The following is a 21098-nucleotide window of genomic DNA, read 5'->3' as shown; positions in this document are numbered from 1 at the left end:
CGTGGCCGTCACGCCGGAGAACGAGGCACAGATCCTGGTCCACGACGCGCACTCCACGTCCCCGACCACCGCCTTCGCCCTCTCCCGCCTCGCCGACCCCGACACCCTGCACCAGACCCCGATCGGCGTGTTCCGCTCGGTGGACCGGCCGGTCTACGACACGCTCATGGCCGACCAGCTCGACACCGCCGTCGAGCAGAACGGCAAGGGCGACCTGTCGGCGCTGCTCGCGGGCGGCGACACGTGGACGGTCGTCGGCTAAGGCCGTGCGCCACAGCAGCCACAGCAGTCACAGCGGGTAGATCAGACAGAACACAGCAGTCACAGCAGTCACAGCACGTGAACAGGGCCCGGGCCGTCAGGTCCGGGCCCTGTCGTATGCCTCGCGGGCCTTCAGCACATCGGCCATCCGCTTCTCGGTCCAGCCGGCCAGGGCCCGCACCTGCTCGGCGGCCTCGCGGCCGAGGCCGGTGAGCGAGTAGTCGACGCGGGGCGGGATGACCGGCTTGGCGTCCCGGTGCACCAGGCCGTCGCGCTCCAGGGTCTGCAGGGTCTGGGTGAGCATCTTCTCGCTGACCCGGCCGATCGCGCGGCGCAGCTCACTGAAGCGGTAGGGGCGGTCGAGGAGCTCGATGAGGACGAGGACGCCCCAGCGGCTGGTCACATGCTCCAGGACGAGGCGGTGCGGGCACATGGCCTCGCCCTCCGCGTTCCACCTGCCGGAGTTCCCGCGCGTTGCACTTACCGTCATGGCAGTACCTTACTTCAAAGTGGGTACTTTCCAAAAGTTAGCGCTAGTCGTACGGTGAGTGTCATACCCCACCGCGCACAAGGAGCTGTCAGACATGAGCATCGTCGTCACCGGAGCAACCGGGCACCTGGGCCGTCTCGTCATCGCCGGCCTGCTGGAGAAGGTCCCGGCCGCCGAGGTCGTGGCCGTCGTCCGCGACCAGGAGAAGGCCGCCGGTCTGGCCGCCCAGGGCGTCACCCTGCGCGTGGCCGACTACGGCGACCCCGCGACCCTGAAGGGCGCCTTCGCCGCGGGCGACCGGGTACTGCTCATCTCCGGCAGCGAGGTCGGGCGGCGCGAGGCCCAGCACCGGGCCGTCGTCGACGCCGCCGCGGAGGCGGGCGTCGCGCTGCTCGCGTACACCGGGGTGCTGGGCGGGCCCGCCGCCGACTTCCGGCTCGCGGACGAGCACAAGGTGACCGAGCAGGTGATCCTCGACTCGGGGCTGCCGTACACCTTCCTGCGCAACGGCTGGTACCACGAGAACTACACCGAGAACCTGGCGCCGGTCCTCGAGCACGGTGCCGTCGTGCAGAGCGCCGGCGAGGGCCGGCTCGCCTCGGCCTCGCGGGCGGACTACGCGGCGGCGGCCGTCGCCGTGCTGACGGGCGAGGGCCACGAGAACGCGGTGTACGAGCTGAGCGGTGACACCGCGTGGAGCTTCGCCGAGTACGCGGCCGAGCTCAGCCGGCAGACCGGCAAGGAGATCGTCTACAGCGACGTGCCCGCCGAGACGCACCTGACCGTCCTCACGGGCGCGGGCCTGCCGGAGCCGTTCGCCGCGATCCTCGTGGACGTGGACGCCGCCATCGGGCGCGGTCGGCTCGCCGGGACCAGCGGCACGCTGTCCCGGCTGACCGGCCGGCCGACCACACCGCTCTCCGACGCGATCGCGGTGGGCCTCGAGAACGTCAGGGGCTGACCGCGCGACGGTCACCCCCGCCCTCTCCGACCATCCCCGGGCCACCCCCGTACCGCCCTTGAAGTGCCCACGGGCCGCTCCCGAACCTGTCATGACCGTATGGCGATACGGGCATGACAGGGCGGGGGTCCCGGCGTTACCTTCTTGGAGGCTGCGCGGGCAGCCTCGTGCGAAGGAGGGGCCGGTGGCCGGGCAGTCAGAGGGCATACAGAACATGGGTCCGGCCGGGCAGGCGAAGGCCGAGCAGCGGGTCGGGCTCATCAACGGCGTCGCCGCGTACGGGCTGTGGGGACTCGTCCCCCTTTTCTGGCCCCTGCTGAAGCCCGCCGGAGCCGTCGAGATCCTGGCCCACCGGATGGTGTGGTCCCTCGCCGTCGTCGCCGTCGCCCTGCTGGTGATGCGCCGCTGGGCCTGGCTCGGCGAGCTGGTCCGGCAGCCGCGCAGGCTCGCGCTGGTGACCGTCGCGGCGGCCGTCATCACCGTCAACTGGGGCGTCTACATCTGGTCCGTGAACAGCGGACACGTCGTCGAGGCGTCCCTCGGGTACTTCATCAACCCGCTCGTCACCATCGCCATGGGCGTCCTTCTGCTGAAGGAACGGCTGCGGCCGGTCCAGTGGGCGGCGGTCGGCGTCGGCTTCGCGGCGGTGCTGGTCCTGACGATCGGCTACGGCCGGCCGCCGTGGATCTCCCTCTGCCTCGCCTTCTCCTTCGCGACGTACGGACTGGTGAAGAAGAAGGTCAACCTCGGAGGCATCGAGTCACTGGCCGCAGAGACCGCCATCCAGTTCCTGCCCGCGCTGGGCTATCTCGTGTGGCTGGGCTCGCGCGGCGACGCGACCTTCGGCACGGAGGGCGCCGGGCACGGGGCGCTGCTCGCGGCGACCGGCCTGGTCACCGCGATCCCGCTGGTCTGCTTCGGCGCGGCCGCGATCCGCGTGCCGCTCTCCACGCTGGGTCTGCTGCAGTACCTGGCCCCCGTCTTCCAGTTCCTGCTCGGCATCCTGTACTTCCACGAGGCGATGCCCGCCGAGCGCTGGGCCGGGTTCGCGCTGGTCTGGCTCGCGCTGTCGCTGCTCACCTGGGACGCGCTGCGGACGGCGCGGCGGTCGGCGCGGGCGCTGCGGGCCGCGGCCGCCGCCCGGACGGCGGTGCTCGCCGAGGAGACGGCCGAGGCGGACGCCGAGGCACCGGAGGCGTCGACGGGGCCGCTTTCCACGGCCTCCTGACACCTGCCGGGTGCTCGCCGCCGTCATCGGTGAGGGCGGGGTCCCGGCGCGGGCGGTGCGGCTCCCGGGCGGGCGGCGCCCGGAGCGGCGGCAGGGCCCCGGCGGCCCGCCTCCCGTGCGGCCGACGCGTGTTCGGCGGACAGGGCGTGGACGCGCGCCGCGGAACCGCCCGAGCGGACGCGGGCCGCGACGGCGGCCGGCGTCCCGGTCCCCCGTGCCGCGTCGCCCGCGACCCGGGAGCGCAGGGCGCCCACCCGGGCTAGGTGGTGCTGAAGCTGCTCGGGGGTGAGCGACTCGACGTGGACGTCGACCGCCGCCCGTACGGCCGTCGGGTTCGCCGGAATCGGGGCGGCGCCCCTGGCCCTGACACGCGACGGGTCGAGGCCGGCGGCGCGCAGGGCGGCGGCCTCCGCGCGGCCGCCGGGTGCGGCGGGCTCCTGGCGTGAGGCCCCCGGGCGAGGGCCCGGCCTCAGGGTGCGCCAGCTCATGGTGCCGGTCAGCTCGTTGATGTGCACCTCGACCCTCGGACGGCGCGGTGGCCGCGACCGGGCGGCGTCCGCACGGTCGCTGCCACGGTCCCGGGCGGCGTCCGCAAGGTCACGGCCCCGGAGGCGGACCCGGTCGCCGGACCGGTCGCCGAAGGCCCCCTCCCCTGCGCGTCCCGGGCGCTCGCCGCGTTCACCGGCCATGGGCATGAGGGCTCTGGGCGTAGGGGTTGTCGGCCAGGACACGGGCGCGTTCCGCGAGGCGGTTCATGCGGTTCCTGGCCGATTCGAGCTGCTCGATGTCGTCGGCGGCGGGGCCGCCGTCGGCCGCGAGTTCGCTCCACAGGCCGATGAGGTCCCGTCCGAGGTGCAGGCCCTGCAGCGGGTCCCGCACCGCGCGCCAGGCGGCGGCCGCGCTCTGGACGTTGCCGTACGCGGCGCCCTGGTCCCGCAGCCGGGCGCGGAGCCGGGCCAGGTCGAGGGACAGGTGGAACGACCTCAGCGCGTCTCCTGCCAAGTAGGCGATGTACGCGGTCAGTTCGCGCAGCCGCAGCACCTCCGGGTGGTCCGGGCCGAGCGTCGTGGTCGCCTCGGCGACGGCCACCTCCGCCATCCCGGCGGCCGCCTCGATCCGGCCCATCTTCACGGCCTCGTTGATCCGTGCCACGGGCTCGGCGAGCAGCACGGCACCGGAACCCTCCCCGGCCTCGTCCGCCGGGGCCAGCACGGCCTCCGCGACGGCGTCGAAGCCGCGTGCGGGAGTGGGCTTGGGCTCGGGATGGGGCTCCTCCACGGGGCCCAGGCCGAGGAGGGGCGAGATCACGGGCGCGGGCTTCGGAGCGGGAGGCAGTACGGGCGCGGGCTCGGGCGCGGGCTCGGGACTGCGTACGGGCTCGGACTCGGGCGCGGACGCCGGTCCGGGCGCGGGCTCATGGGTGGGCTCGGCCTCCGCCTCCGCCTCCGGCTTCGGGGCGGGGGTGCCGTGCGCGGCCGCGGGCACGTTCCACGCCGGGGCGGAGTACGGCTCGTCGGGGGACTCCCACCGGGAAACGGGGTCCGGGTCGACGGACGCCGGGGCCGGGTCCGTGAGCGGGCCGAACTCCCCCGTCGGCGCGGAGACGGTACCGGCGGGCACGGCGTCGGACGGCGCCGGTGCGGGAACACCCGGCAGGGTCTGAGCGAGTCCGGGCGTCCCCGCGGGCAACGCCACGGGCTCCGGCACCGCGCGCAGCACGAACGTGGCCAAGGTGCCTTCCGTCGGCACGGGATCAGCCTGGGAGGGCGCGGTGGGCTCGGGCGCGGTGGGCTCCGGTGCGGGAGTCCGGGGTGCGGGGGCCTGGGATGTCACGGGCTCGGCCGCGGGGATCGCCGCCGACTCCGGCACGGCACGCAGGACGTGCGTCGCCGGGGTGACCCCACGGGCCGCAGCGGCCGGGCTCGGCGCGGAGGCGGGAACAGGTGCCGGGACCGGCGCGGACGCGGGCGCGGGCACCGGGGCGGGCGCGGGTGCGGGCGCTGCGACGGGCCGCTCAGGCTGCCGGGGCGGCTCGGCCCGCTCCGGTCGCGCGGGCGCCACATCGGCGGCGGGCTCCGGGACCGGGACCGGCGCAGCGACCGGCTCCGGTGCCGGGAGGGAAGGTGCCGGGAGGGAAGGTGCCGGGAGCGACGGTGCGGCTGATTCCGGCACCGCGCGCAGGGCGAACGTGGGGGCCGTGCCCCCCGGCGGCATCGCCTCGGCGGGCTTCGCCGGGCTCGGGGTCACGGTTCGCGCCTCCGAGCCGGGGGCCGGCGCGGGCGTCGGCTCAGCGACCGGACCGGTCGCCTGCTCGGGCACCGCCCGCAGCAGGTACGTGGCCTTGTCCCCCGGCGCACCCCCGGCCTCCGCGGCCCAGGCAGCGGGCGCCACGGGCATCGCAGGCACCGCGGGCATCGCAGGCGCGGCAGGCGCGGCAGGCGCGGCCTCCGTGGTCCGGGACGCGGGCGTCACGGGTGCCACCGGCGCCGCGGGCACCGCAGGCGTAGCGGGCACCGCAGGCGTCACGGGTGCCACCGGCGCCGCGGGCACCGCAGGCGTCACAGGCACCGCAGGCGTCACGGGCTCCGGAACGTAGGCCGCCGGGGGTGCCACCTGCACCGGGTCGCCCGCGAGTCCGCTGGAGCCGTCGACGCGCACCTGGAGCGGGACGACGTATCCGATGCGCTCGTCGTGGACCGTGGCGAGGACGGGGTGACCGGTGGCGAGGGCGAGGCGGTGGAGGTAGTTCAGGACGGCGGCCTGCGTCGACTCGCCGGGCGCGGCGACCACCGGCATCCCGCCGACCGTCGCGCCCCCGGCGCCGGGCGCCGGCTGCGCCGAGGCGGGTACGTACACCTCGATCGGCGTCGCTCCCGGTGGAGCCGAGGCGGCCTGTCGTGCCGCGCGCTGCGCTTCCCGCTTCTGTTCGCGGCTGAGTCGAGACATCGGTTCCCTCACTCGGGTCGGTCAGTGGAGGAGGACGAGGGCGAGGGCGACGGGGGCGTCGCGGCGTCCACCGTGATGACGTCGGCGATGCGCCACGGCTTCCCGTCCTGCGAACGCACCAGTTTCACGAAGACGTTGGCACGCGGGCCCGTTCCGGTCCAGCCGTCACGGCCGTGCGCCGTGCCGTCCACGAACAGGCCCCGGTAGGCGAGGGTACGCGTGTCGGTGGGTGCGTCGCCGTCCTCGTCGGCCTCGACCTTCACCGTGGTCCACGCCTTGTGCGAGGCCCAGGCGTTCCAGTCGTCGCCCGCTCCGGCCGCCGGCCGGTACGAACGCTCGGCGGCCGCCTTCTTCGGCGTGAACCAGCGGGCCGAGCGCAGCAGGGCGTCGTGCGGGCCGGAGTCGTACTTGGTGTCGAAGCCGTACGCCACCCGCGCCCACGCCCGAGCCAGCTCGCCGGCGTCCGTGCGGTCCACCCCGAGCACGCTCGGCACGTGGGCGTCGCCGCCGAGCGGCTTCCCGGGCGGCAGCGGTGCCTTCGGGGACACCGAGGGTGTGCCGGACGTGCTCGGCGCGGCGGCGCCCGCCTCGCGGTGGTCCGCCAGGCCGCAGCCGGTCAGCGCGGCGAGAGCCGTGACGGATGCGACCGCGACGGCGGCCGCCCTCGTGAGCAGCATGGTTTCCCTCCTCACTTCATGCCCAGCCAGGGCGCCGGATCCACGTACTTGCCGTTGCTCATGACCTCGAAGTGCGCGTGCGGGCCGGTCGAGTAGCCGGTGGAGCCGACGGCGCCGACCCGCTGTCCGACCCTGACCTCCTGCCCGACACTGACGCTGAGCGCGCTCATGTGGTTGTAGGTGGTCGAGATCTGGGCGCCGCCGATCGTGCCGTGGGAGATGACCACGCGGTTGCCGTACCCGTTGGACCAGCCGGCGAAGGTCACCTTGCCGTCCCGCGCGGCCTTGAACGGCGTACCGGCGGCGGCGCCGAAGTCGATGCCCGTGTGCAGTTTGTACACGTGCAGGATCGGGTGCATCCGCATGCCGTACGGCGAGGTCACGGGCGGGTTGCCCGACAGCGGCATCGCCATCTTCTGGCCCGCCGGGATCGTCCCGGGCGGGTCGTCCACCGACTCGTACTTGGCGATCAGGGACTTGATGCGTGCCACGTAGTTCCGGGTCTCGGTGTACGGGGGCATCCCGCCGTACTGCTCGATCGCGCCCGGCCCCGCGTTGTACGCGGCCAGGGCCAGGTCGAGCGTCTCGCCGCTGGCCTTGCCGCGGTCCTTGTAGCCCTGGACCTGCTTGGCCAGGGCGCAGTCGTAACGGCCCTGCGCCATGATCGCGTCCCCCGGGTCGTACGGGGATATCCGGCCGTTGCCGTCGTCGTCGCGGCCCCAGGTGGTCCAGGTGCCCGGCATGAACTGCGACAGTCCCTCGGCGCCGACCGGTGACACGGCGTTCGGGTTCCAGCCGGACTCCGCCTCGATCTGCGCGGCGATCACGGCGGGCTTGATGACCTCGCAGAGGCCGCCCGCCTTCAGGACCCAGGGCACGTACTGCGCCGGAACCTCGCCTTCCTTGAGCCCGCCTCCCACGCCTGACGGCGTGTCCGCCTCGCTCGGCGATCCGCTCACCGCGACCATCATGACGACCGGCATGATCACGGCCGCCACGCAGCCGCCGACCACCCAGGTCATGGTGGATCCACCCCCGTTGGACATCGGCTCCCCTCAGCCTCGCGATTCCGTGTGCTTCCCGTCCGTACGCGGTCGGCGGACGGCGCGGTTCCCGCCGCCCCGCCGGGCCCAACCTCCGCCGCAGCGCCGCGAGTCGAGTCTCCCGGTTCACAGCCGCTCCGCGCGTCACCGGTGCGTCACAGACTCGTCCCAGGAACTCACGCCCCGTTACCGAACCGGGCCGGTCGCCGTGAGGATCTGTGGGGCAGACGACGGAGGAGAGAGCAGATGCAGGGGATGGCCGCACAAGGGCCGAGCGGGCCCGGGGCCCCGAGTGGGCCCGAGATCTGGATACGCGGGCCGGTCGGCGGTCCGGGGGTGCAGCAGCAGGAGCCCGAGGGCGCCGCCCACGTCACCGTGACGGCGCGGCGGTTCTCCTGGATCGCCACGCACGGCGGGGCCGGCACCTCGACGCTCGCCGCCGTCTTCGGCGGCCATGACGCGGGCCGCGACTGGCCCCGGCCCGAACAGGGCGATCCGGCGTCGGTGCTGCTGGTGGCCCGCACCCACGCCTCGGGGCTCGACGCCGCCTCGCACACCCTGGACATCTTCCGGCGGGGTGACGCGCCGCCCGGCCTCGACCTGGACGCCATCGTCCTGGTCGCCGACGCACCGGGGCGGCTGCCCCGCCAGCTCGCCCAGCGGATCAAGGTGATCGCCTCGGTGATCGACGTCTACCGGGTGCCGTGGGTGCCCGCGTGGCGCACCGGCGACCTGGCCGCCCCTCCGCCGCGCGAATGCGACCGGCTGGCCCGTCTCACCGGGGCGGCGGCATCGCCGACCGGGAAAGGGAGTTCCCGATGACCCTGATCACGACCATGAGTACGACGATGAGCATGGGCACGGACGTGCTGCACACCGTGGGCGCCGTCCGCGACACCGCGATGACGGCCGCCCCGCTCGCCGCGCCGAGCGGGGCGGTCACCGGACCGCTCAACACGGTGCTCGGATGGATCGCCTGGCTGGTGACCGCGGCGGGGGTGGCCGGGCTGCTGATCGTGGGCACGCGGATGGCGCTGGCCGTGCGGACCGGTGACGGCGAGGAGCACCTCAGCCAGTTCCTGACGGTGATGGGCGCCTGCGTGATCGGCGCGACGGCCGGTCCCATCGTCTCGTTCGTGATGCCCTGGATCTGACGCCTCGGCGGGCACAGGCCCGCCGCCACGGTGCGGCACGACGGCACGACGGCACGACGGCACGACGGCACGAGCCTGACGGTCCGGCGGCCCGACGAAGGCCCTCGTTTGTCATGCCCCGGATCTGACGTGCCTCTCACATCGCCCGACCGGCGCCCGCCTTCCGTCGCGTGGCGACGGGTCCGTGACGTCCCGTCAGCCCACGGAACATGACGAGAACTTCCCGTGTGTCACGGACACGTCACCGTCAGGTGCTGGATCACTACATCGCTTGGCTCACCCCCCCAGGAGTCGCCAAGCTCACAGTGCCACCGGGAACCCAGGGCGTCACTCAGCCCTCGGACACCCGAACCACCCATCGCAGCAAGCAGGTTGTCGGCCCGGCAGCCGACCGAATCGGGGAGAAGCCAGATGTTGAACGCCATCGCCAACGCCCACGTCCAACTGGCCAAGGCCCATGTCTACCTGGCGGACGGAAACGTCCCCAAGCCCACCCGCAACGCGCCGGGCGAGCTGACCGGCAAGGTGAACACCGTCCTCGGCATCCTCGCCTGGGCCGGTACCGCGGCGGGCGTCGCCGGCGTGCTGATCACCGGCGCCATGATGGCGATCTCGATGCGCCGCGGCGAGGGCTCGGAGCACATGGGCCGGCTCGGCATGGTCCTCGGCGGCTGTGTCCTGGTGGCCACCGCGGGCCCCGTCGTCACGTTCGTCTTCGCCTGACCCGCCGAACGACCGAGACGAAGGGAGCGCACCATGCTGAGATCCGGCCGGTCCCGAGGGGGCAGCGGCGAGTGGGAGCAGCCGTTCTGGCAGCAGCGAGGCTGGATCGCGTCGGCCGGGTTCCTGCTGGTGCTGCTCGTCATCGCGGCCGTCGTCCTGGTGCGGGGCGGTGACGGGGACGAGTCCACCGGCGCGTCCGGCGACCCGAGCCCCAAGCCCGGCGCCACCTCCGGCAAAGACAAGGACAAGGGCAAGGGCAAGGGCCGGGAGGCGGACGGCCGCCCCGCCGGCTGTCACACCGACGACAGCGACCAGGACAAGCCCACCAAGGCGCCGAAGGACTTCCGCTGGAAGGCGGACGGCACCGGGCTGGTCCCGGTGTCGAAGACGGCGGGACCGCTGAAGTACGACGGCCCTGTCTGGTCCTGCTTCGCGCACACCCCGATGGGCGCGGTGCTGGCGGCCCACGCCATCACCGACCACCTGAGCTACCCGGGCTGGCGCGAGGTCGTCGACCGCCAGGTGGTGCCCGGCGCGGGGCGCGACGCGCTGATCAGCGACCGCTCGAAGGCCGAGGACAAGCCCACCTCCGGCAAGCCGGACGTCGGCGGCTACGCGGGGTTCTCCGTCCTGGCCTACAACAAGAAGGAGGCCACGCTGATGTTCCTGCTGCGCGGGCCCGGTTCGAGCTACGGCAGCACCTCGGTCAGCATGCGCTGGCAGGACGGCGACTGGAAGCTGGCACCCGACACGGACGGCACGATCTACGCGGGGATGTCGAAGGTGACCGGTACTCAGGGCTTCGTCAGCTGGGAGGCCTGAGATGGGGTGCACCTGGAAGGTCTACGACTGTGTCGGCGAGGGACTGAAGTGGGGCCTCGGCGAGACCGGTGAGGCCCTCGCCAACGGTGCCGTCGAGACGTTCGCCAAGGCGATCGGCGAGGCCGCCTCCGAGGTCCTGAAGGCGCTCAACGGCGTGTGGATGGACGTCAGCCTCGGCAACCCGGAGACCGCCGCCACCAAGATCTCGACCGAGACCGACTGGATCGTGGGCTACGTGGCCGTGGCCTCGCTGCTGATCGCGGCGATCCGCATGGCCATCGACCGAAAAGGCCAGTCCATGCGCCAGGCGTTCAACGGCATGTGGAAAGTGCTCCTGGTGGCGGGGGTGGCCACGACAGGGGTGAAACTGCTGGCCGACGCCTCGGACGCGTACGCCTCCGAGGTCTACGCCAAGTCCGACCTCGGCTCGACGGCGGACACGATCCTCGGCGTCATGATCCTGAACTCGCCGGGTCTCGTCCTGATCTTCGGCCTGCTGGTGATGCTGTCGAGCTTCGTGCAGATCTGCCTGATGTACATCCGCATCGGCGTACTGATCATGCTGGTCGGCACGCTGCCGCTGGCCGCCGCCTCCTCGATGACCGGATGGGGCGAGGGCTGGTGGAAGAAGCACATCGGCTGGCTCGCGGCCTGGCTGCTCTACAAACCGGCGGCGGCGCTGATCATCTACGCGGCCACGGCGATGACGCAGAGCGCCGAGGACCAGCAGAACGAGGCCGGTCATCTCAACCAGACCATCGCCGGCATGGGCATGTTGATCCTGTCCGTGTTCGCGCTGCCCGCCCTGCTCAAGCTGATCGTCCCGGCCACCGCCGCGCTGGGCTCCACGTCCGGCGGCACGGTCACGCTCAACGCCGTCAACAACGTCGCCAGCGGCGCCGTCAGCATCGCCGCCGGCGGTGCCGGAGGCGGCGGTGGTGGCGGCGGAGGCGGCGGCGGACCGCAGGGCTCCCCGTCCTCGGGCGCGGGCGCCTCGGCCGGCGGCGGCGCCGGTGCCGGTGCCGGCGGCGGTGGCGCGGCGGCCGCGGGAGGTACCGCGGCCGCGGGTGCGGCCACCGGTGGTGCGGCCCTCGCGGTGCAGGCCGCGGCGGTCGCCGTGCAGACCGGTGTCGCGGCGGCGTCCGAAGTGGCCAACTCACTCGACGACAACGACGGCATGAAGGGCCACAACCAGTAGCCGAAGGCCCGTCGGCGGCGGACCGGGGCCCGGCCCGCCGCCCCCGGGGGCCCGGGGCGCCTCACGCCCCGAGCCCCCACATCCCCGCTCGCACCGAGCTGTCCCGAAGCTCACAGCCGGAAGAAGGAACCCCATGTCAGCCGACGCCATGACGCGTCCCACCTACGGGAACTGGCGCAGGCCCCGCCGTCCCGGACTCGGTCCGCTGGGTCTGCTCGGCACCGTCGTCGCCTTCGGCGGACTCCTGGTGGCGCTGCTCGCCTCGCTGCTCTCCCTCATGCTGGCCATCGCCGTCCTGGTGCCGGTGGGCCTCTTCCTCGCCCCGCTGGCGCTGCGCACGGTCGACGGCCGCAACGTCTACCAGGTCGTCGCGATCCGCATCGGCTGGATGCGGCGCAAGGCGAACGGCTCGCACACCTACGTCTCCGGGCCGCTGTCCAAGCGTCCCGGCGGCCGCTTCCAGCCGCCCGGGCTGCTCGCGCGGACCAGGATGTACGAGGGCCGCGACGCCTACAACCGCTCCTTCGGCGTGCTGCACCACCCCGGCCGCGGCCTCTACACGGTGGTCCTGGCCTGTGAGCCGGACGGCGGTTCCCTGGTCGACCCGGAGCAGGTCGACATCTGGGTGGCGTCCTGGGGCGACTGGCTCTCCCGGCTCTCCCACGAGCCGGGGCTGCGCGGCGCCCAGGTCGTCGTCGAGACCGCCCCGGACACCGGGACCCGGCTCGCCGCCGAGGTGCTGCCGAGGATCTCCCCCGACGCGCCGCCCGCCGCCCGCGCGGTGATGGAAGAGGTCGTCCAGCGCTACCCGTCGGCGTCCTCGGAGATGCACACGTACATCGCCCTCACCTACGGTCCGACGGCCGGTCCCAAGCGGAAGACCGCCGACGTGGTGACCGAGCTGTCGATGCGGCTGCCCGGTCTGCTGGCCGGACTCGTCGCCGCCGGCGGCGGCTCGGCCTACCCGCTGTCCGCCGAGCGGCTCGCGGAGATCGTGCGCGTCGCCTACGACCCGGCGATCGCCCCCGACGTCCTCAGCGCCCGTGCCGAGCACACCACGACCGGCCTCGAATGGGCCGACGCCGGCCCCGCCGCCGCGGTGGAGACGGTGAACACCTACCGGCACGACTCCGGTGTCTCGCGCACCTGGATGCTGACGCTGGCCCCGCGCGGGACCGTCCGCTCCAGCGTGCTGCGCGGTCTGCTGGAGCCCGCGGCGGGCACGCGCCGCAAGCGGGTCTCGCTGATCTACCGCCCGATCGACCCGGCGACCTCCGCGCGCATCGTGGAGTCCGACCGCCGTTCCGCGCACTTCATGGCGGGCTCGCGGCGCGGTCTCGTCCAGGCGCGGGCCAGTTCGGAGATGCAGGCGGCCGAGCAGACCGCGGCCGAGGAGGCGGCGGGCGCCGGCCTCGTGGAGTTCTCGATGATGGTGACGGTCACCGTCGACGACGAGGAGGAGCTGCAGGACGCGGGCATCACCGTGCGCAACCTCCAGGCGTCGTCGCGGATCCTGATGCGGCCCGCTGACCGCATGCAGGCCTCCGCGTTCACCTGCACCCTCCCCGTCGGCCTGCTGCCGTGGGAGCACACCCTCGTTCCGTACCAGATCCGGGAGGCGCTGTGAGCAAGCGTTCCTCGTCCCCCTCGCCGTCCTCGCAGGGACCCCGGCTCGCGCCGCCGCGCGGATGGTTCGGGCCCGGCGGCGGGCAGGTCGCCCATGTCGACCCGCCGGCCATGTGGCGGGCGACCACCGTGCAGGCCTGCGGGCTGTGGCCGTTCGCGGCCGGTTCGGGCGCGCCGATGACGGGCGTCCCGCTCGGACAGCACCTGCACACCGGCGCGACCGTGTGCGGGGACCCCATCTCGTGGTTCACCCGGGCCCGTTACATCTCCAACCCGTCGCTGTTCATGCTCGGCATGCCGGGCCTGGGCAAGTCGACTCTGGTCAACCGGATGCTGATCGGCATGTCCGCCACCGGCATCACCCCGCTGGTCCTCGGCGACCTGAAGCCCGACTACGCCGACACCGTACGGGCGCTGGGCGGCCAGGTGATCTCCATCGGGCGCGGCGTCGGCGGCATCAACGTCCTCGACCCGGGGGCGATGGGCGAGGCGGCGGTACGGATCGGCGGGGAGCGGGGGCGCGTCCTGGCCGCGGAGGCGCACGGCCGTGTCCTGAACATGGTCGCCGCGCTGATCACCATCGTGCGCGGACGGCCGATGGACGACCACGAGCAGTCGGTGCTCTCGGCCTGTCTGCACCACCTCGCTGACCGTACGAAGCCGGGGCGGGCGCCGCTCCTGCCGGACCTGCTGAAGGTGCTGGACGAGGGTCCCGACCGGGTGCGTGCCGTCACCCTCGACCGGGGCGACGTGGCCCGCTACCAGGAGGCCGTGGACCCCCTGCACCGCTCGCTGCTCGGTGTCCTCGACGGGCCCCTCGGCGACACGTTCGCCACCGAGACGTCGACCCGGATCGACCCGGCCTCGCCGGCGGTCTGCGTGGACATCTCCCGGATCGGTGAGGCCGACACCCAGCTGACCGCGGCGGCGATGCTCGCCGCCTGGTCCGACGGGCTCGGCACGGTCGCCGCCGCGCACGCCCTCGCCGACGCCGGGCTCGCGCCGCAGCGGTGGTTCTTCACCGTCCTCGACGAGCTGTGGCGCCCGCTGCGGGCCGCCTCCGGCATCGTCGAGCGCATCGACGCGCTGACCCGGCTCAACCGTTCCCTCGGGCTCGGCGACGCGAAGATCACGCACACCCTGAAGGACGCCGAGGCCCTGGGCTCCGAGGCCGACCGGGCGAAGGCACGCGGCTTCGTGGAGCGGGCCGGGATGGTGGTCTGCGCCGGGCTGCCCCGTACGGAGATGCGCGAACTCGGCGAGATCGTGGGCATGTCGGAGCGGGAGATCGAACTGGTGTCGTCGTGGTCGTCGCCGCCGGGATGGGCGAGCACGGGCGGCAACGAGGAACCGCCCGGACGCGGCAGGTTCCTCATCAAGGTGGGCGGCCGGCCCGGCATCCCGATCAAGGTGTCGATCACGGACACGGAGCGGGCGCTGCACAACACGAACACGCGGTGGTCGCAGGCCGAGGGGCCCTCGCTGACCAAGGGGGGCATGCGCTGAGCTCCCGCCGGCGGCGGAGGGGGCGAGACGAGCCGTAGGACCACAGCGGGCCGCGGCCAGACCACGGGGGGAACCTGAGATGACCACACGCACGACGCGACGATCCACCGGCGACGACCTGCTGCCCTGGGTCGTCCCCGGCGCCGCGCTCCTCATCGGCACGCTGTTCTTCGGCGCCTGGCTCGGCGGCAGCCTGGGCGCAGCCGTGTCCGGCGCGGGCTGGGACCCGCCCCCCTTCGGGCTCTCCACGCTGTCCACGCTCGTCAAGGACGGCCCGGCCACCCTGTGGCCGGACGCCTCGACGGGCGCGGTCGCGGCGGGCATGTCAGGCGTGTTCGGCACCGTCGTGGCCCTGGTCGTCGTCCTGATCACGCTCGTACGGCGCCGGGTCGCGAAGCCCTCCGGGCTCGCGGGGCGCCGGGAACTGGCCGGCATGCTCCCGAAGGGCGCCGCGGAGCGCGCCCGGCAGCTGCGCCCCTCCCTCGCCAAGACGGGCGGCCGGCTCGCCCCGGACGACACCGGCAACCTGCTCGGCAACCTGGAGCCGAACGGCCCGGAGCTGCGGTCGAGTTACGAGGACGTGGAGCTGGACCTGATGGCCCCGCGCGCCGGCAAGTCCACCGGCATCGCCGTGCCCCGGGTGCTGCGCGCCCGCGGCAGCGTGCTGCTCACCTCGAACAAGGCCGACGTGTACAGCGTGACGCGCGCGGAACGCGAGCGCGCGGGCCAGGTGTGGACCTTCGACCCGCAGGCCATCGCGCACTCGCCCCGCGCCCTGTGGTGGGACATGCTCGCCGACGCCGCCACCATCGAGGGCGCCCGCCGTCTCGCCGGGCACTTCGTGGGCGCGGTCAACGACGACGCGTCCAAGCGGGACTTCTGGATCTCCGCCGCGCAGAACACCCTGACCGCCCTGTTCCACGCCGCCAACCGGGGCGGACGGCAGGTCGGCGAGGTGCTGGCGTGGCTGGCCGACCCGGCCGACCGTACGCCCGTCGACCTGCTGAGGGACGCCGGGATGGCGGCGCTCGCCGACCAGCTCCAGGGCACCGTGCAGGGCGCGGTGGAGACCCGTGACGGCATCTACGAGACGGCCCGCCAGTGCGTGGCCTGTCTGCTGGACCCGAAGATCGCGGCCTGGGTCAGCCCCGACCCCGGGCTGCCGCAGTTCCTCCCGGAGCGGCACGTCCTGTCCACCGACACGCTGTACCTGCTGTCCAAGGACGGCGGCGGTTCGGCCGCGGGTGTCATCGCGGCCGCCGCGGACTCCGTGCTGCGGGCGGGCGTCGTCGCCGCGGAGCGGATGGGCGGCCGGCTCGATCCGCCGATGACGGCGGTGCTCGACGAGGCCGCCAACGTCTGCCGGATCTCCGATCTGCCGGACCTGTACTCGCACTTCGGCTCGCGCGGCATCAACATCGTGACGCTGCTGCAGAGTTACCGGCAGGGGGCGCGCGTCTGGGGCGAGGCCGGCATGGACGCGCTGTGGGGCGCGGCGACCATCAAGCTGCTCGGCGCGGGCCTGGACGACGCGGACTTCGTGGAGAAGGTGTCGCGGCTGGTCGGTGAGCACGACGTCTCCACGGTCAGCTACTCCAGGAGCAAGGACGGACGGTCCCGCTCGACCTCGTACCGCCTCGAACGCATCCTGCCCGCCGACCGCATCCGCGCCCTGCCCAAGGGCACCGCGCTGCTGCTGGCCACCGGGATCAAGCCCGCGCTGGTCCGGTTGCGGCCGTGGTACTCCGAGCCGGGCGCCGACCGTATCGCGACCGCGGCGCAGGCCGAGGTCAAGGCCATCACCGCCCGCGCCGCCGAAGGGATCACGCTGCGATGACCACCCCCGACACCGAACAGACCGCCGCCGGCCCGGAGGGTGCCCCGCCGTTCATCCTCTACCTGGACGGCCGCGAGTACCTGGAGGAGATGGGCCGGCTCGCCCTCTGGGTGAGCGATCTGCTGCTGCCCGTCTACGGGCGCGAGGTCACCTCCCAGCAGCCGTGGTGTCCCCGCTGGTGGGAACACATGGAGGCGGTCGCACGGCTGCACGGGCTGTGGCTGGCCTGGCAGGAGTTCACCGACCCGGCCGCGGGCGCGTCGGGGCCGGCCGTCTGGCACCGGGACCACCTCGGTCCCGTACTGGCCGAACTGCGCTCTCCGTCGGGGCCGTTCGCCGGGTGCAAGGAGGGCAGCCACCGGGACAAACAGCACCCGGTCACCGAGCCGTACGAGGTGCTCGCGCAGCCGGGCGCCGACGCGCCCACCGGGCACGGCGCCCCGGAAGCGGCCGAGCCCGGCCCCTACGACACGAGCCTGTGGTGAGCGGCTCCCGCACGGCCCGGCCGTCGGCCCGCTCCGTCTTCACGCCGGCGAGAGAACAGGACCCCCCGCATGCAGTGGACCATCCATGGCGAACGCACCCTGCACGACACCCCCTGGGTCCGGCTGCGCTGCCTCGACGTCGAACAGCCCGACGGTGCGCGCGTCGACTACCACGTCGTCAGGCTGCGTGACCTCGCCGTCGCCGTGACGGTCGACGCAAGGCAGCGCGTCCTGATGATGTGGCGTCACCGCTTCGTCACGGACACCTGGGGGTGGGAGTTGCCCATGGGGCTCGTCGAGGACGGTGAGCGGCCCGAGGACGCGGCCGCACGCGAACTGGAGGAGGAGACGGGATGGCGCCCGGGATCGGTACGGGAGCTGGTCTACGCACAGCCGGCGGGCGGGATCACCGACTCCCAGCACTTCGTGTACCGCGTCAACGACGCGGTACTGATCGGGGAACCCACCGAACGCAACGAGTCCGACCGGCTGGAGTGGATCCCGCTGGCCGACATCCCGGGCATGATCTCGCGACGGGAGATCGTGAGCAGCGCGACCCTGGTCGGCGTCATGGCACTGCTGCTGGATCTGGGCACGTGGGCGACGCTCCTCGGCGACTGAGCTCGCCGGAGCCGGGGAAGAGGGCCGCGGGCCGTACCCGGACCCGTGCGGGTCAGTCCTGCGGCGGGCTGAAGCGGTCGATGTCCGCGAGGATCTTCCGCTTCAGCTCGAGAGCGGCGGTGATCTCCTTACGCGTGAAGCGCGAGGGGTCCTTAGCGTACACCTCGCGGCCCCGGTCGGAGGTGAACCGGGCCTCGGGGACGCGGTCCGCGCCCTCCGGAAGGAACTTGGCGACCTCCTCGAACGCGGCGAGCGCGTACGCGGTGGCCGGACGGACCTCGCGGTGCTCGGCCGGCGGTGTGTTCAGCAGACGCAGTCCCGCGTCGGTCGACACCCGGTCGCCGATGAACAGGAACTCGCCGGGGTCGATGATCCGTGACGGCTCCGCGCCGCCGAACGCGGGCGGCGCGGGCGGGTCCTCGGCGGGGACGACGAACGCGAACGACCGCGTACGGCCGCACTGCGCGCACGGGCCCTCGTACACGCTGACCACCGCACCGTCGTGGTTCTCCAGACGATGTTGACGGTCGAACTCCTCCGCGCCGCAGACGCAGGCGTGGAGATCCATGTAGAGGTGCGCTTCCTGCATCGAACGAGCGATCAACATGCCATGATCCTACGGGAATCCAGACGCCGGACGGGGGAACGTCAGTGAATCCGAACACCGATGAGACACGGCTGCTTGCCGACGCGGAGGCCGCCCTGCCGGCGGTGCTGCGGAAGCTCTACGCCGGACGACTGCGCGACCAGGGCATCACCGAGGAGGACGGGCGGCGCTTCTTCGCGCTGAACGACACGGCCGGCAAGCGCGTCGAACTGCGCCTGGAGACGGCGCCGCTGCCCGAGCCCCGGCTGTCCCGGACGTTCACCAACACCACCTCCGACCGGTACGTGGTCCAGCTCTCCGACCGTATGCCGCCCGAGATGACCGGCCAGGTGCTGAGCCGCGAGGTGGGCGAACTGCTCGCTGTACGCGACCGGTCGGCCGTGGGCCGCGGAGCGCCTCTGGACAACCTGCTGGCCGCCGGTGCCACACCGCCCACCGGCCGGGAGCTGTCCGACGCGGACCTGGGGCGCGTGGGCGAGTTCAACTACCTGGCGTCCCTGATGACCGACCCGGCGGCCGGCGGCCCCGAACGCCAGGAGGCCCGCGACCGGTTCTCCGCCCTGATCGACGAGTCGGGCCTGCGCACCGGCGCGCCCGCCACCGACACCGCCGCGCACGCCCTCGAACAGTACGCGGCCAACATCCGGCTCGACCTCGCCCGGCAGCATCTGACGCCGGACGCCCGTGACGCGATGGACCAGCTCGCCCGGCCGGCGGAGCAGCTGGCTCCCGGTGACGCCCAGGCGCTGGCCGCGGCACGGACGGCCCGGGCGCAGGACCCGCGGGAGGCCGCCGCGCTCGGCACCGCCCCTGCCTTCCCCATGCCCGGCCGGCGGGCCGACGGTACGCCCATCCCGCGCGAGGAACTGGGCCAGGCGGTGGCCGCGGCCGCCGAACAGCGCACGGCGCTCAGCGCTCACACCCTCGATCAGCTCCGCGCGGAGCAGGCCACTCTGCCCGAGGGCCGGTATCCGCAGCGGGAGATCATGATCGGCGGTGGCGCCTCGCTCGCCGGCCGCGACCCCGACGTCCTGCTCGTGGACGCGCGGGGCCGCTGGCACGTGGACCCCATCGAGGCCATCGTGCAGTCGGCGGACCAGGTGCGCCATCTGCGGGAGAGCGGGATGGGCGACCCCTACCAGTTCGCGGACCCCCAGCAGCGCGTACCGCTCCCGGCGTTGCAGCTGTGGGAGGACACGGCGGCGGCCCGGGGGCCGCTGGTCGACGGCCGGGCGGGGCTGAGCATCGGCGAGGAGGGGCGGCTGATCGCGGAGATCAGCCCGGCCGACGGCTCGCCCCCGGTGCGGGTCGAGGTCCAGGGGTCCCCGCTCGTCGCCACCGGGATCCCGCCCGAGATCGTCCCGGGCGCCGACCGGGGGATACCCACGGTGCCCGAGGCCACCGGGGTCCTCGCGGAGCAGCTCGCCGCCGCGGGCACGCCGGAGGCGCTCGGGGCCCGCGACCGGCTGCTCGCGCTGCCGGAGGGCGAGGGCCGCGCGGCTGCCTCGCTCGACGTGCTCGCCGACCCGGCGGTGGCCGGCGCGCTGGGTGCGGCCGGTGATCCCCGGGTGGCCGGGGCGACCGACACCCTGCGCGCGACGGCGGCCTGGGAGGGTGCCCGCGCCGCGGCGCCCGGCCGGGTCCTGATGGGCGACGAGGTCGGGGACGGGGACTACGACCCGCAGGTCGCCAACGAGTGGCTGATCGCGGGCGTGGGCGGCGCGGCCATCGCCAACGCGGAGATCATTCTGCAGGCCAACCCCGACGCCACGGTGTCCATGGTCGGCAAGGACGCGCCGTTCGTCCTCAAGAACGACGCCCAGTATCTGGCGCTGCGCCAGGCGCACGACGCCGCGCTCGGTGGTGACGGGCGGCTGGTGACGTACTCCGACCGGCGGCTCGGCGAGGTCGGCACGGTGACGGCGCCGGACGGGCGGGTCCGGCTCGCCGCCCTGGACGACCACGGCCGTTCGCTCGGCGTCGAGGGGGACGCGTACGTCGCCTGCCTCGGGCGGGTCTCCCGGCTGCCGCAGGCCCTCGACTCCGTCGAGTCCTGGGCCCGGGAGTCGAGCGGACAGGTCCGCGGGGAGCTGATGTTCGACAAGGACCGCCAGTACCTCGGCTACCGGCTCGCGTTCGAGGCCGACGGACGGCAGCACACGGTCGACGTCACCGGCGCCGCGTCCCGGATGCTGCCCGGCAACGTCTTCGGCAAGGAGGACATGGCGCGTCTCGCCGTCCTCGACGCCAAGACCGCACCCCCGGAGAGCGGCAACGTCGCCGCCGGTTTCATGGCCACCGCCCTCCAGGGCTCCCACCTCGCCCAGCACCGCGCGGCGGGCGGCGGCCCGGGCGGACCGCCCGCCTCCACCCCGCCCGCTCCGAACCCGCCGACAGGGCCTGCGACGGGGCCGGCGACGGGCGGCCCCGCGTCCGGGGCGCCCACGGCGGGCGGGCCCGCGGCAGGTGGGCCCACGGCCGGTACTCCCACGGCCGGCACCCGGGCGGCGGGGACCCCCGCGCCGAGCGGGCCGGCTCCGGGTGCGCCCACGCCCGGCGGGACCGCGCCGCACAGGGCCACCCCCGGGGCCACCCCGGCCGGTGCCACCCCCGGGGCCACCCCGGCCGGGGCCACGCCCGGCGGACCGGCGCCGGCGAAGGCCGCCGCCGCACCGGCCGCCGGCAACCCGGTCGCGGGCGCGGCCCGGCTGCACTCCGGGCGGCGGGCCGCCGCGTCCGGGCGCCCGGCGTCCGGTCCGGCGGGAGCCGGCGGGGCCCCCGCCCAGCCGCCGCGCGTTCCCAGGGCGCCGAAACCGTCCGGAGGCGGCGCACCCGGACGCTGACCTGGGCGGTGGCCTGGGCGCTGACCTGGGGGTTCCTCGAACCCGATGGACAGCTACTTGCGTACGCATC

Annotated in this window: 19 protein-coding genes and 1 pseudogene; 14 read left to right on the top strand and 6 right to left on the bottom strand. The window is 74.1% G+C overall.

Annotated elements, in window-relative coordinates:
* Positions 1–262, top strand: a pseudogene (locus tag ACFY93_RS24240) (2-oxoacid:ferredoxin oxidoreductase subunit beta); the annotation flags it as partial.
* A gap of 96 nt (positions 263–358) precedes the next feature.
* Here ACFY93_RS24240 and ACFY93_RS24235 read toward each other — a convergent pair.
* Positions 359–751, bottom strand: a complete 393-nt coding sequence (locus ACFY93_RS24235; protein WP_391362667.1) for a winged helix-turn-helix transcriptional regulator — start codon at positions 749–751, stop codon at positions 359–361.
* Between the two features lie 94 nt (positions 752–845).
* Between ACFY93_RS24235 and ACFY93_RS24230 the strand changes: the two genes are divergently transcribed.
* Positions 846–1712 carry an NmrA family NAD(P)-binding protein gene (locus tag ACFY93_RS24230; protein ID WP_391362665.1) on the top strand — a complete coding sequence of 289 codons (867 nt, stop codon included), beginning with the start codon at positions 846–848 and terminating at the stop codon, positions 1710–1712.
* Between the two features lie 214 nt (positions 1713–1926).
* A complete protein-coding gene (gene rarD, locus ACFY93_RS24225) occupies positions 1927–2940 on the top strand; it encodes an EamA family transporter RarD (RefSeq protein WP_391362680.1) in 1014 nt (337 codons plus the stop codon).
* Between the two features lie 23 nt (positions 2941–2963).
* Here the strand turns inward: rarD and ACFY93_RS24220 are convergent, their stop codons facing one another.
* The 4 genes from ACFY93_RS24220 to ACFY93_RS24205 all read right to left on the bottom strand — a co-directional run bounded on the left by ACFY93_RS24220 (position 2964) and on the right by ACFY93_RS24205 (position 7585).
* Positions 2964–3455: a hypothetical protein gene (locus ACFY93_RS24220; protein WP_391362663.1), complete on the bottom strand. Its 492-nt coding sequence runs from the start codon at positions 3453–3455 to the stop codon at positions 2964–2966.
* A 163-nt stretch (positions 3456–3618) separates the two neighbouring features.
* Complete coding sequence (locus ACFY93_RS24215) at positions 3619–5886, bottom strand: hypothetical protein (RefSeq protein ID WP_391362660.1); 2268 nt, start codon at positions 5884–5886, stop codon at positions 3619–3621.
* 8 nt (positions 5887–5894) lie between these two features.
* Positions 5895–6563, bottom strand: a complete 669-nt coding sequence (locus ACFY93_RS24210; protein ID WP_391362657.1) for a hypothetical protein — start codon at positions 6561–6563, stop codon at positions 5895–5897.
* An 11-nt stretch (positions 6564–6574) separates the two neighbouring features.
* Positions 6575–7585, bottom strand: a complete 1011-nt coding sequence (locus ACFY93_RS24205; protein ID WP_391362655.1) for a peptidoglycan DD-metalloendopeptidase family protein — start codon at positions 7583–7585, stop codon at positions 6575–6577.
* Between the two features lie 267 nt (positions 7586–7852).
* Between ACFY93_RS24205 and ACFY93_RS24200 the strand changes: the two genes are divergently transcribed.
* From ACFY93_RS24200 to ACFY93_RS24155, 10 genes are all read left to right on the top strand, one after another.
* Complete coding sequence (locus ACFY93_RS24200; RefSeq protein ID WP_391362652.1) at positions 7853–8428, top strand: DUF6668 family protein; 576 nt, start codon at positions 7853–7855, stop codon at positions 8426–8428.
* On the top strand, positions 8425–8760 hold the full coding sequence (locus ACFY93_RS24195; RefSeq protein WP_391362649.1) for a hypothetical protein: 336 nt from the start codon (positions 8425–8427) through the stop codon (positions 8758–8760). Before ACFY93_RS24200 ends, ACFY93_RS24195 begins: the two co-directional genes overlap by 4 nt.
* 411 nt (positions 8761–9171) lie before the next feature.
* On the top strand, positions 9172–9483 hold the full coding sequence (locus tag ACFY93_RS24190; RefSeq protein WP_391362648.1) for a hypothetical protein: 312 nt from the start codon (positions 9172–9174) through the stop codon (positions 9481–9483).
* A gap of 33 nt (positions 9484–9516) precedes the next feature.
* Positions 9517–10305, top strand: coding sequence for a hypothetical protein (locus ACFY93_RS24185; RefSeq protein WP_391362645.1), 789 nt, complete (start codon positions 9517–9519; stop codon positions 10303–10305).
* A gap of 1 nt (position 10306) precedes the next feature.
* Positions 10307–11503, top strand: coding sequence for a hypothetical protein (locus tag ACFY93_RS24180; RefSeq protein WP_391362642.1), 1197 nt, complete (start codon positions 10307–10309; stop codon positions 11501–11503).
* A 133-nt stretch (positions 11504–11636) separates the two neighbouring features.
* On the top strand, positions 11637–13130 hold the full coding sequence (locus tag ACFY93_RS24175) for an SCO6880 family protein (RefSeq protein ID WP_391362639.1): 1494 nt from the start codon (positions 11637–11639) through the stop codon (positions 13128–13130).
* On the top strand, positions 13127–14635 hold the full coding sequence (locus ACFY93_RS24170; protein WP_391362636.1) for an ATP/GTP-binding protein: 1509 nt from the start codon (positions 13127–13129) through the stop codon (positions 14633–14635). Before ACFY93_RS24175 ends, ACFY93_RS24170 begins: the two co-directional genes overlap by 4 nt.
* Before the next feature lie 79 nt (positions 14636–14714).
* The gene (locus ACFY93_RS24165) at positions 14715–16472 is read left to right on the top strand and encodes a TraM recognition domain-containing protein (RefSeq protein WP_391362633.1); all 1758 of its coding nucleotides are present in this window, start codon (positions 14715–14717) and stop codon (positions 16470–16472) included.
* Complete coding sequence (locus ACFY93_RS24160; RefSeq protein WP_391362630.1) at positions 16469–16957, top strand: DUF4913 domain-containing protein; 489 nt, start codon at positions 16469–16471, stop codon at positions 16955–16957. The genes ACFY93_RS24165 and ACFY93_RS24160 overlap by 4 nt, the downstream gene beginning before the upstream one ends.
* 69 nt (positions 16958–17026) lie before the next feature.
* Positions 17027–17578 (top strand): NUDIX domain-containing protein, encoded by a 552-nt coding sequence (locus tag ACFY93_RS24155; protein ID WP_391362627.1) that lies wholly within the window; start codon positions 17027–17029, stop codon positions 17576–17578.
* A gap of 52 nt (positions 17579–17630) precedes the next feature.
* Here the strand turns inward: ACFY93_RS24155 and ACFY93_RS24150 are convergent, their stop codons facing one another.
* On the bottom strand, positions 17631–18185 hold the full coding sequence (locus ACFY93_RS24150; protein WP_391362624.1) for a hypothetical protein: 555 nt from the start codon (positions 18183–18185) through the stop codon (positions 17631–17633).
* A gap of 44 nt (positions 18186–18229) precedes the next feature.
* Here ACFY93_RS24150 and ACFY93_RS24145 point away from each other — a divergent pair, with 44 nt between their 5' ends.
* Positions 18230–21028: a hypothetical protein gene (locus ACFY93_RS24145; protein WP_391362621.1), complete on the top strand. Its 2799-nt coding sequence runs from the start codon at positions 18230–18232 to the stop codon at positions 21026–21028.
* The last annotated feature ends 70 nt before the right edge of the window (positions 21029–21098 follow it).

Source organism: Streptomyces sp. NPDC008313 (assembly GCF_042956125.1).
GTDB lineage: Bacteria > Actinomycetota > Actinomycetes > Streptomycetales > Streptomycetaceae > Streptomyces.
Note: the sequence above shows the minus strand (reverse complement) of the source record. Positions and strands in the feature narration are given on the sequence as shown.

Bases quoted from the DNA above. Each gene is read 5' to 3' on its own strand.
- ACFY93_RS24210 (WP_391362657.1), bottom strand. From the start codon at position 6,563: ATGCTGCTCACGAGGGCGGCCGCCGTCGCGGTCGCATCCGTCACGGCT.
- ACFY93_RS24200 (WP_391362652.1), top strand. From the start codon at position 7,853: ATGCAGGGGATGGCCGCACAAGGGCCGAGCGGGCCCGGGGCCCCGAGT.
- ACFY93_RS24175 (WP_391362639.1), top strand. From the start codon at position 11,637: ATGTCAGCCGACGCCATGACGCGTCCCACCTACGGGAACTGGCGCAGG.
- ACFY93_RS24205 (WP_391362655.1), bottom strand. From the start codon at position 7,585: ATGACCTGGGTGGTCGGCGGCTGCGTGGCGGCCGTGATCATGCCGGTC.
- rarD (WP_391362680.1), top strand. From the start codon at position 1,927: ATGGGTCCGGCCGGGCAGGCGAAGGCCGAGCAGCGGGTCGGGCTCATC.
- ACFY93_RS24195 (WP_391362649.1), top strand. From the start codon at position 8,425: ATGACCCTGATCACGACCATGAGTACGACGATGAGCATGGGCACGGAC.
- ACFY93_RS24180 (WP_391362642.1), top strand. From the start codon at position 10,307: ATGGGGTGCACCTGGAAGGTCTACGACTGTGTCGGCGAGGGACTGAAG.
- ACFY93_RS24185 (WP_391362645.1), top strand. From the start codon at position 9,517: ATGCTGAGATCCGGCCGGTCCCGAGGGGGCAGCGGCGAGTGGGAGCAG.
- ACFY93_RS24160 (WP_391362630.1), top strand. From the start codon at position 16,469: ATGACCACCCCCGACACCGAACAGACCGCCGCCGGCCCGGAGGGTGCC.
- ACFY93_RS24165 (WP_391362633.1), top strand. From the start codon at position 14,715: ATGACCACACGCACGACGCGACGATCCACCGGCGACGACCTGCTGCCC.
- ACFY93_RS24190 (WP_391362648.1), top strand. From the start codon at position 9,172: ATGTTGAACGCCATCGCCAACGCCCACGTCCAACTGGCCAAGGCCCAT.
- ACFY93_RS24150 (WP_391362624.1), bottom strand. From the start codon at position 18,185: ATGTTGATCGCTCGTTCGATGCAGGAAGCGCACCTCTACATGGATCTC.
- ACFY93_RS24230 (WP_391362665.1), top strand. From the start codon at position 846: ATGAGCATCGTCGTCACCGGAGCAACCGGGCACCTGGGCCGTCTCGTC.
- ACFY93_RS24235 (WP_391362667.1), bottom strand. From the start codon at position 751: ATGACGGTAAGTGCAACGCGCGGGAACTCCGGCAGGTGGAACGCGGAG.
- ACFY93_RS24215 (WP_391362660.1), bottom strand. From the start codon at position 5,886: ATGTCTCGACTCAGCCGCGAACAGAAGCGGGAAGCGCAGCGCGCGGCA.
- ACFY93_RS24155 (WP_391362627.1), top strand. From the start codon at position 17,027: ATGCAGTGGACCATCCATGGCGAACGCACCCTGCACGACACCCCCTGG.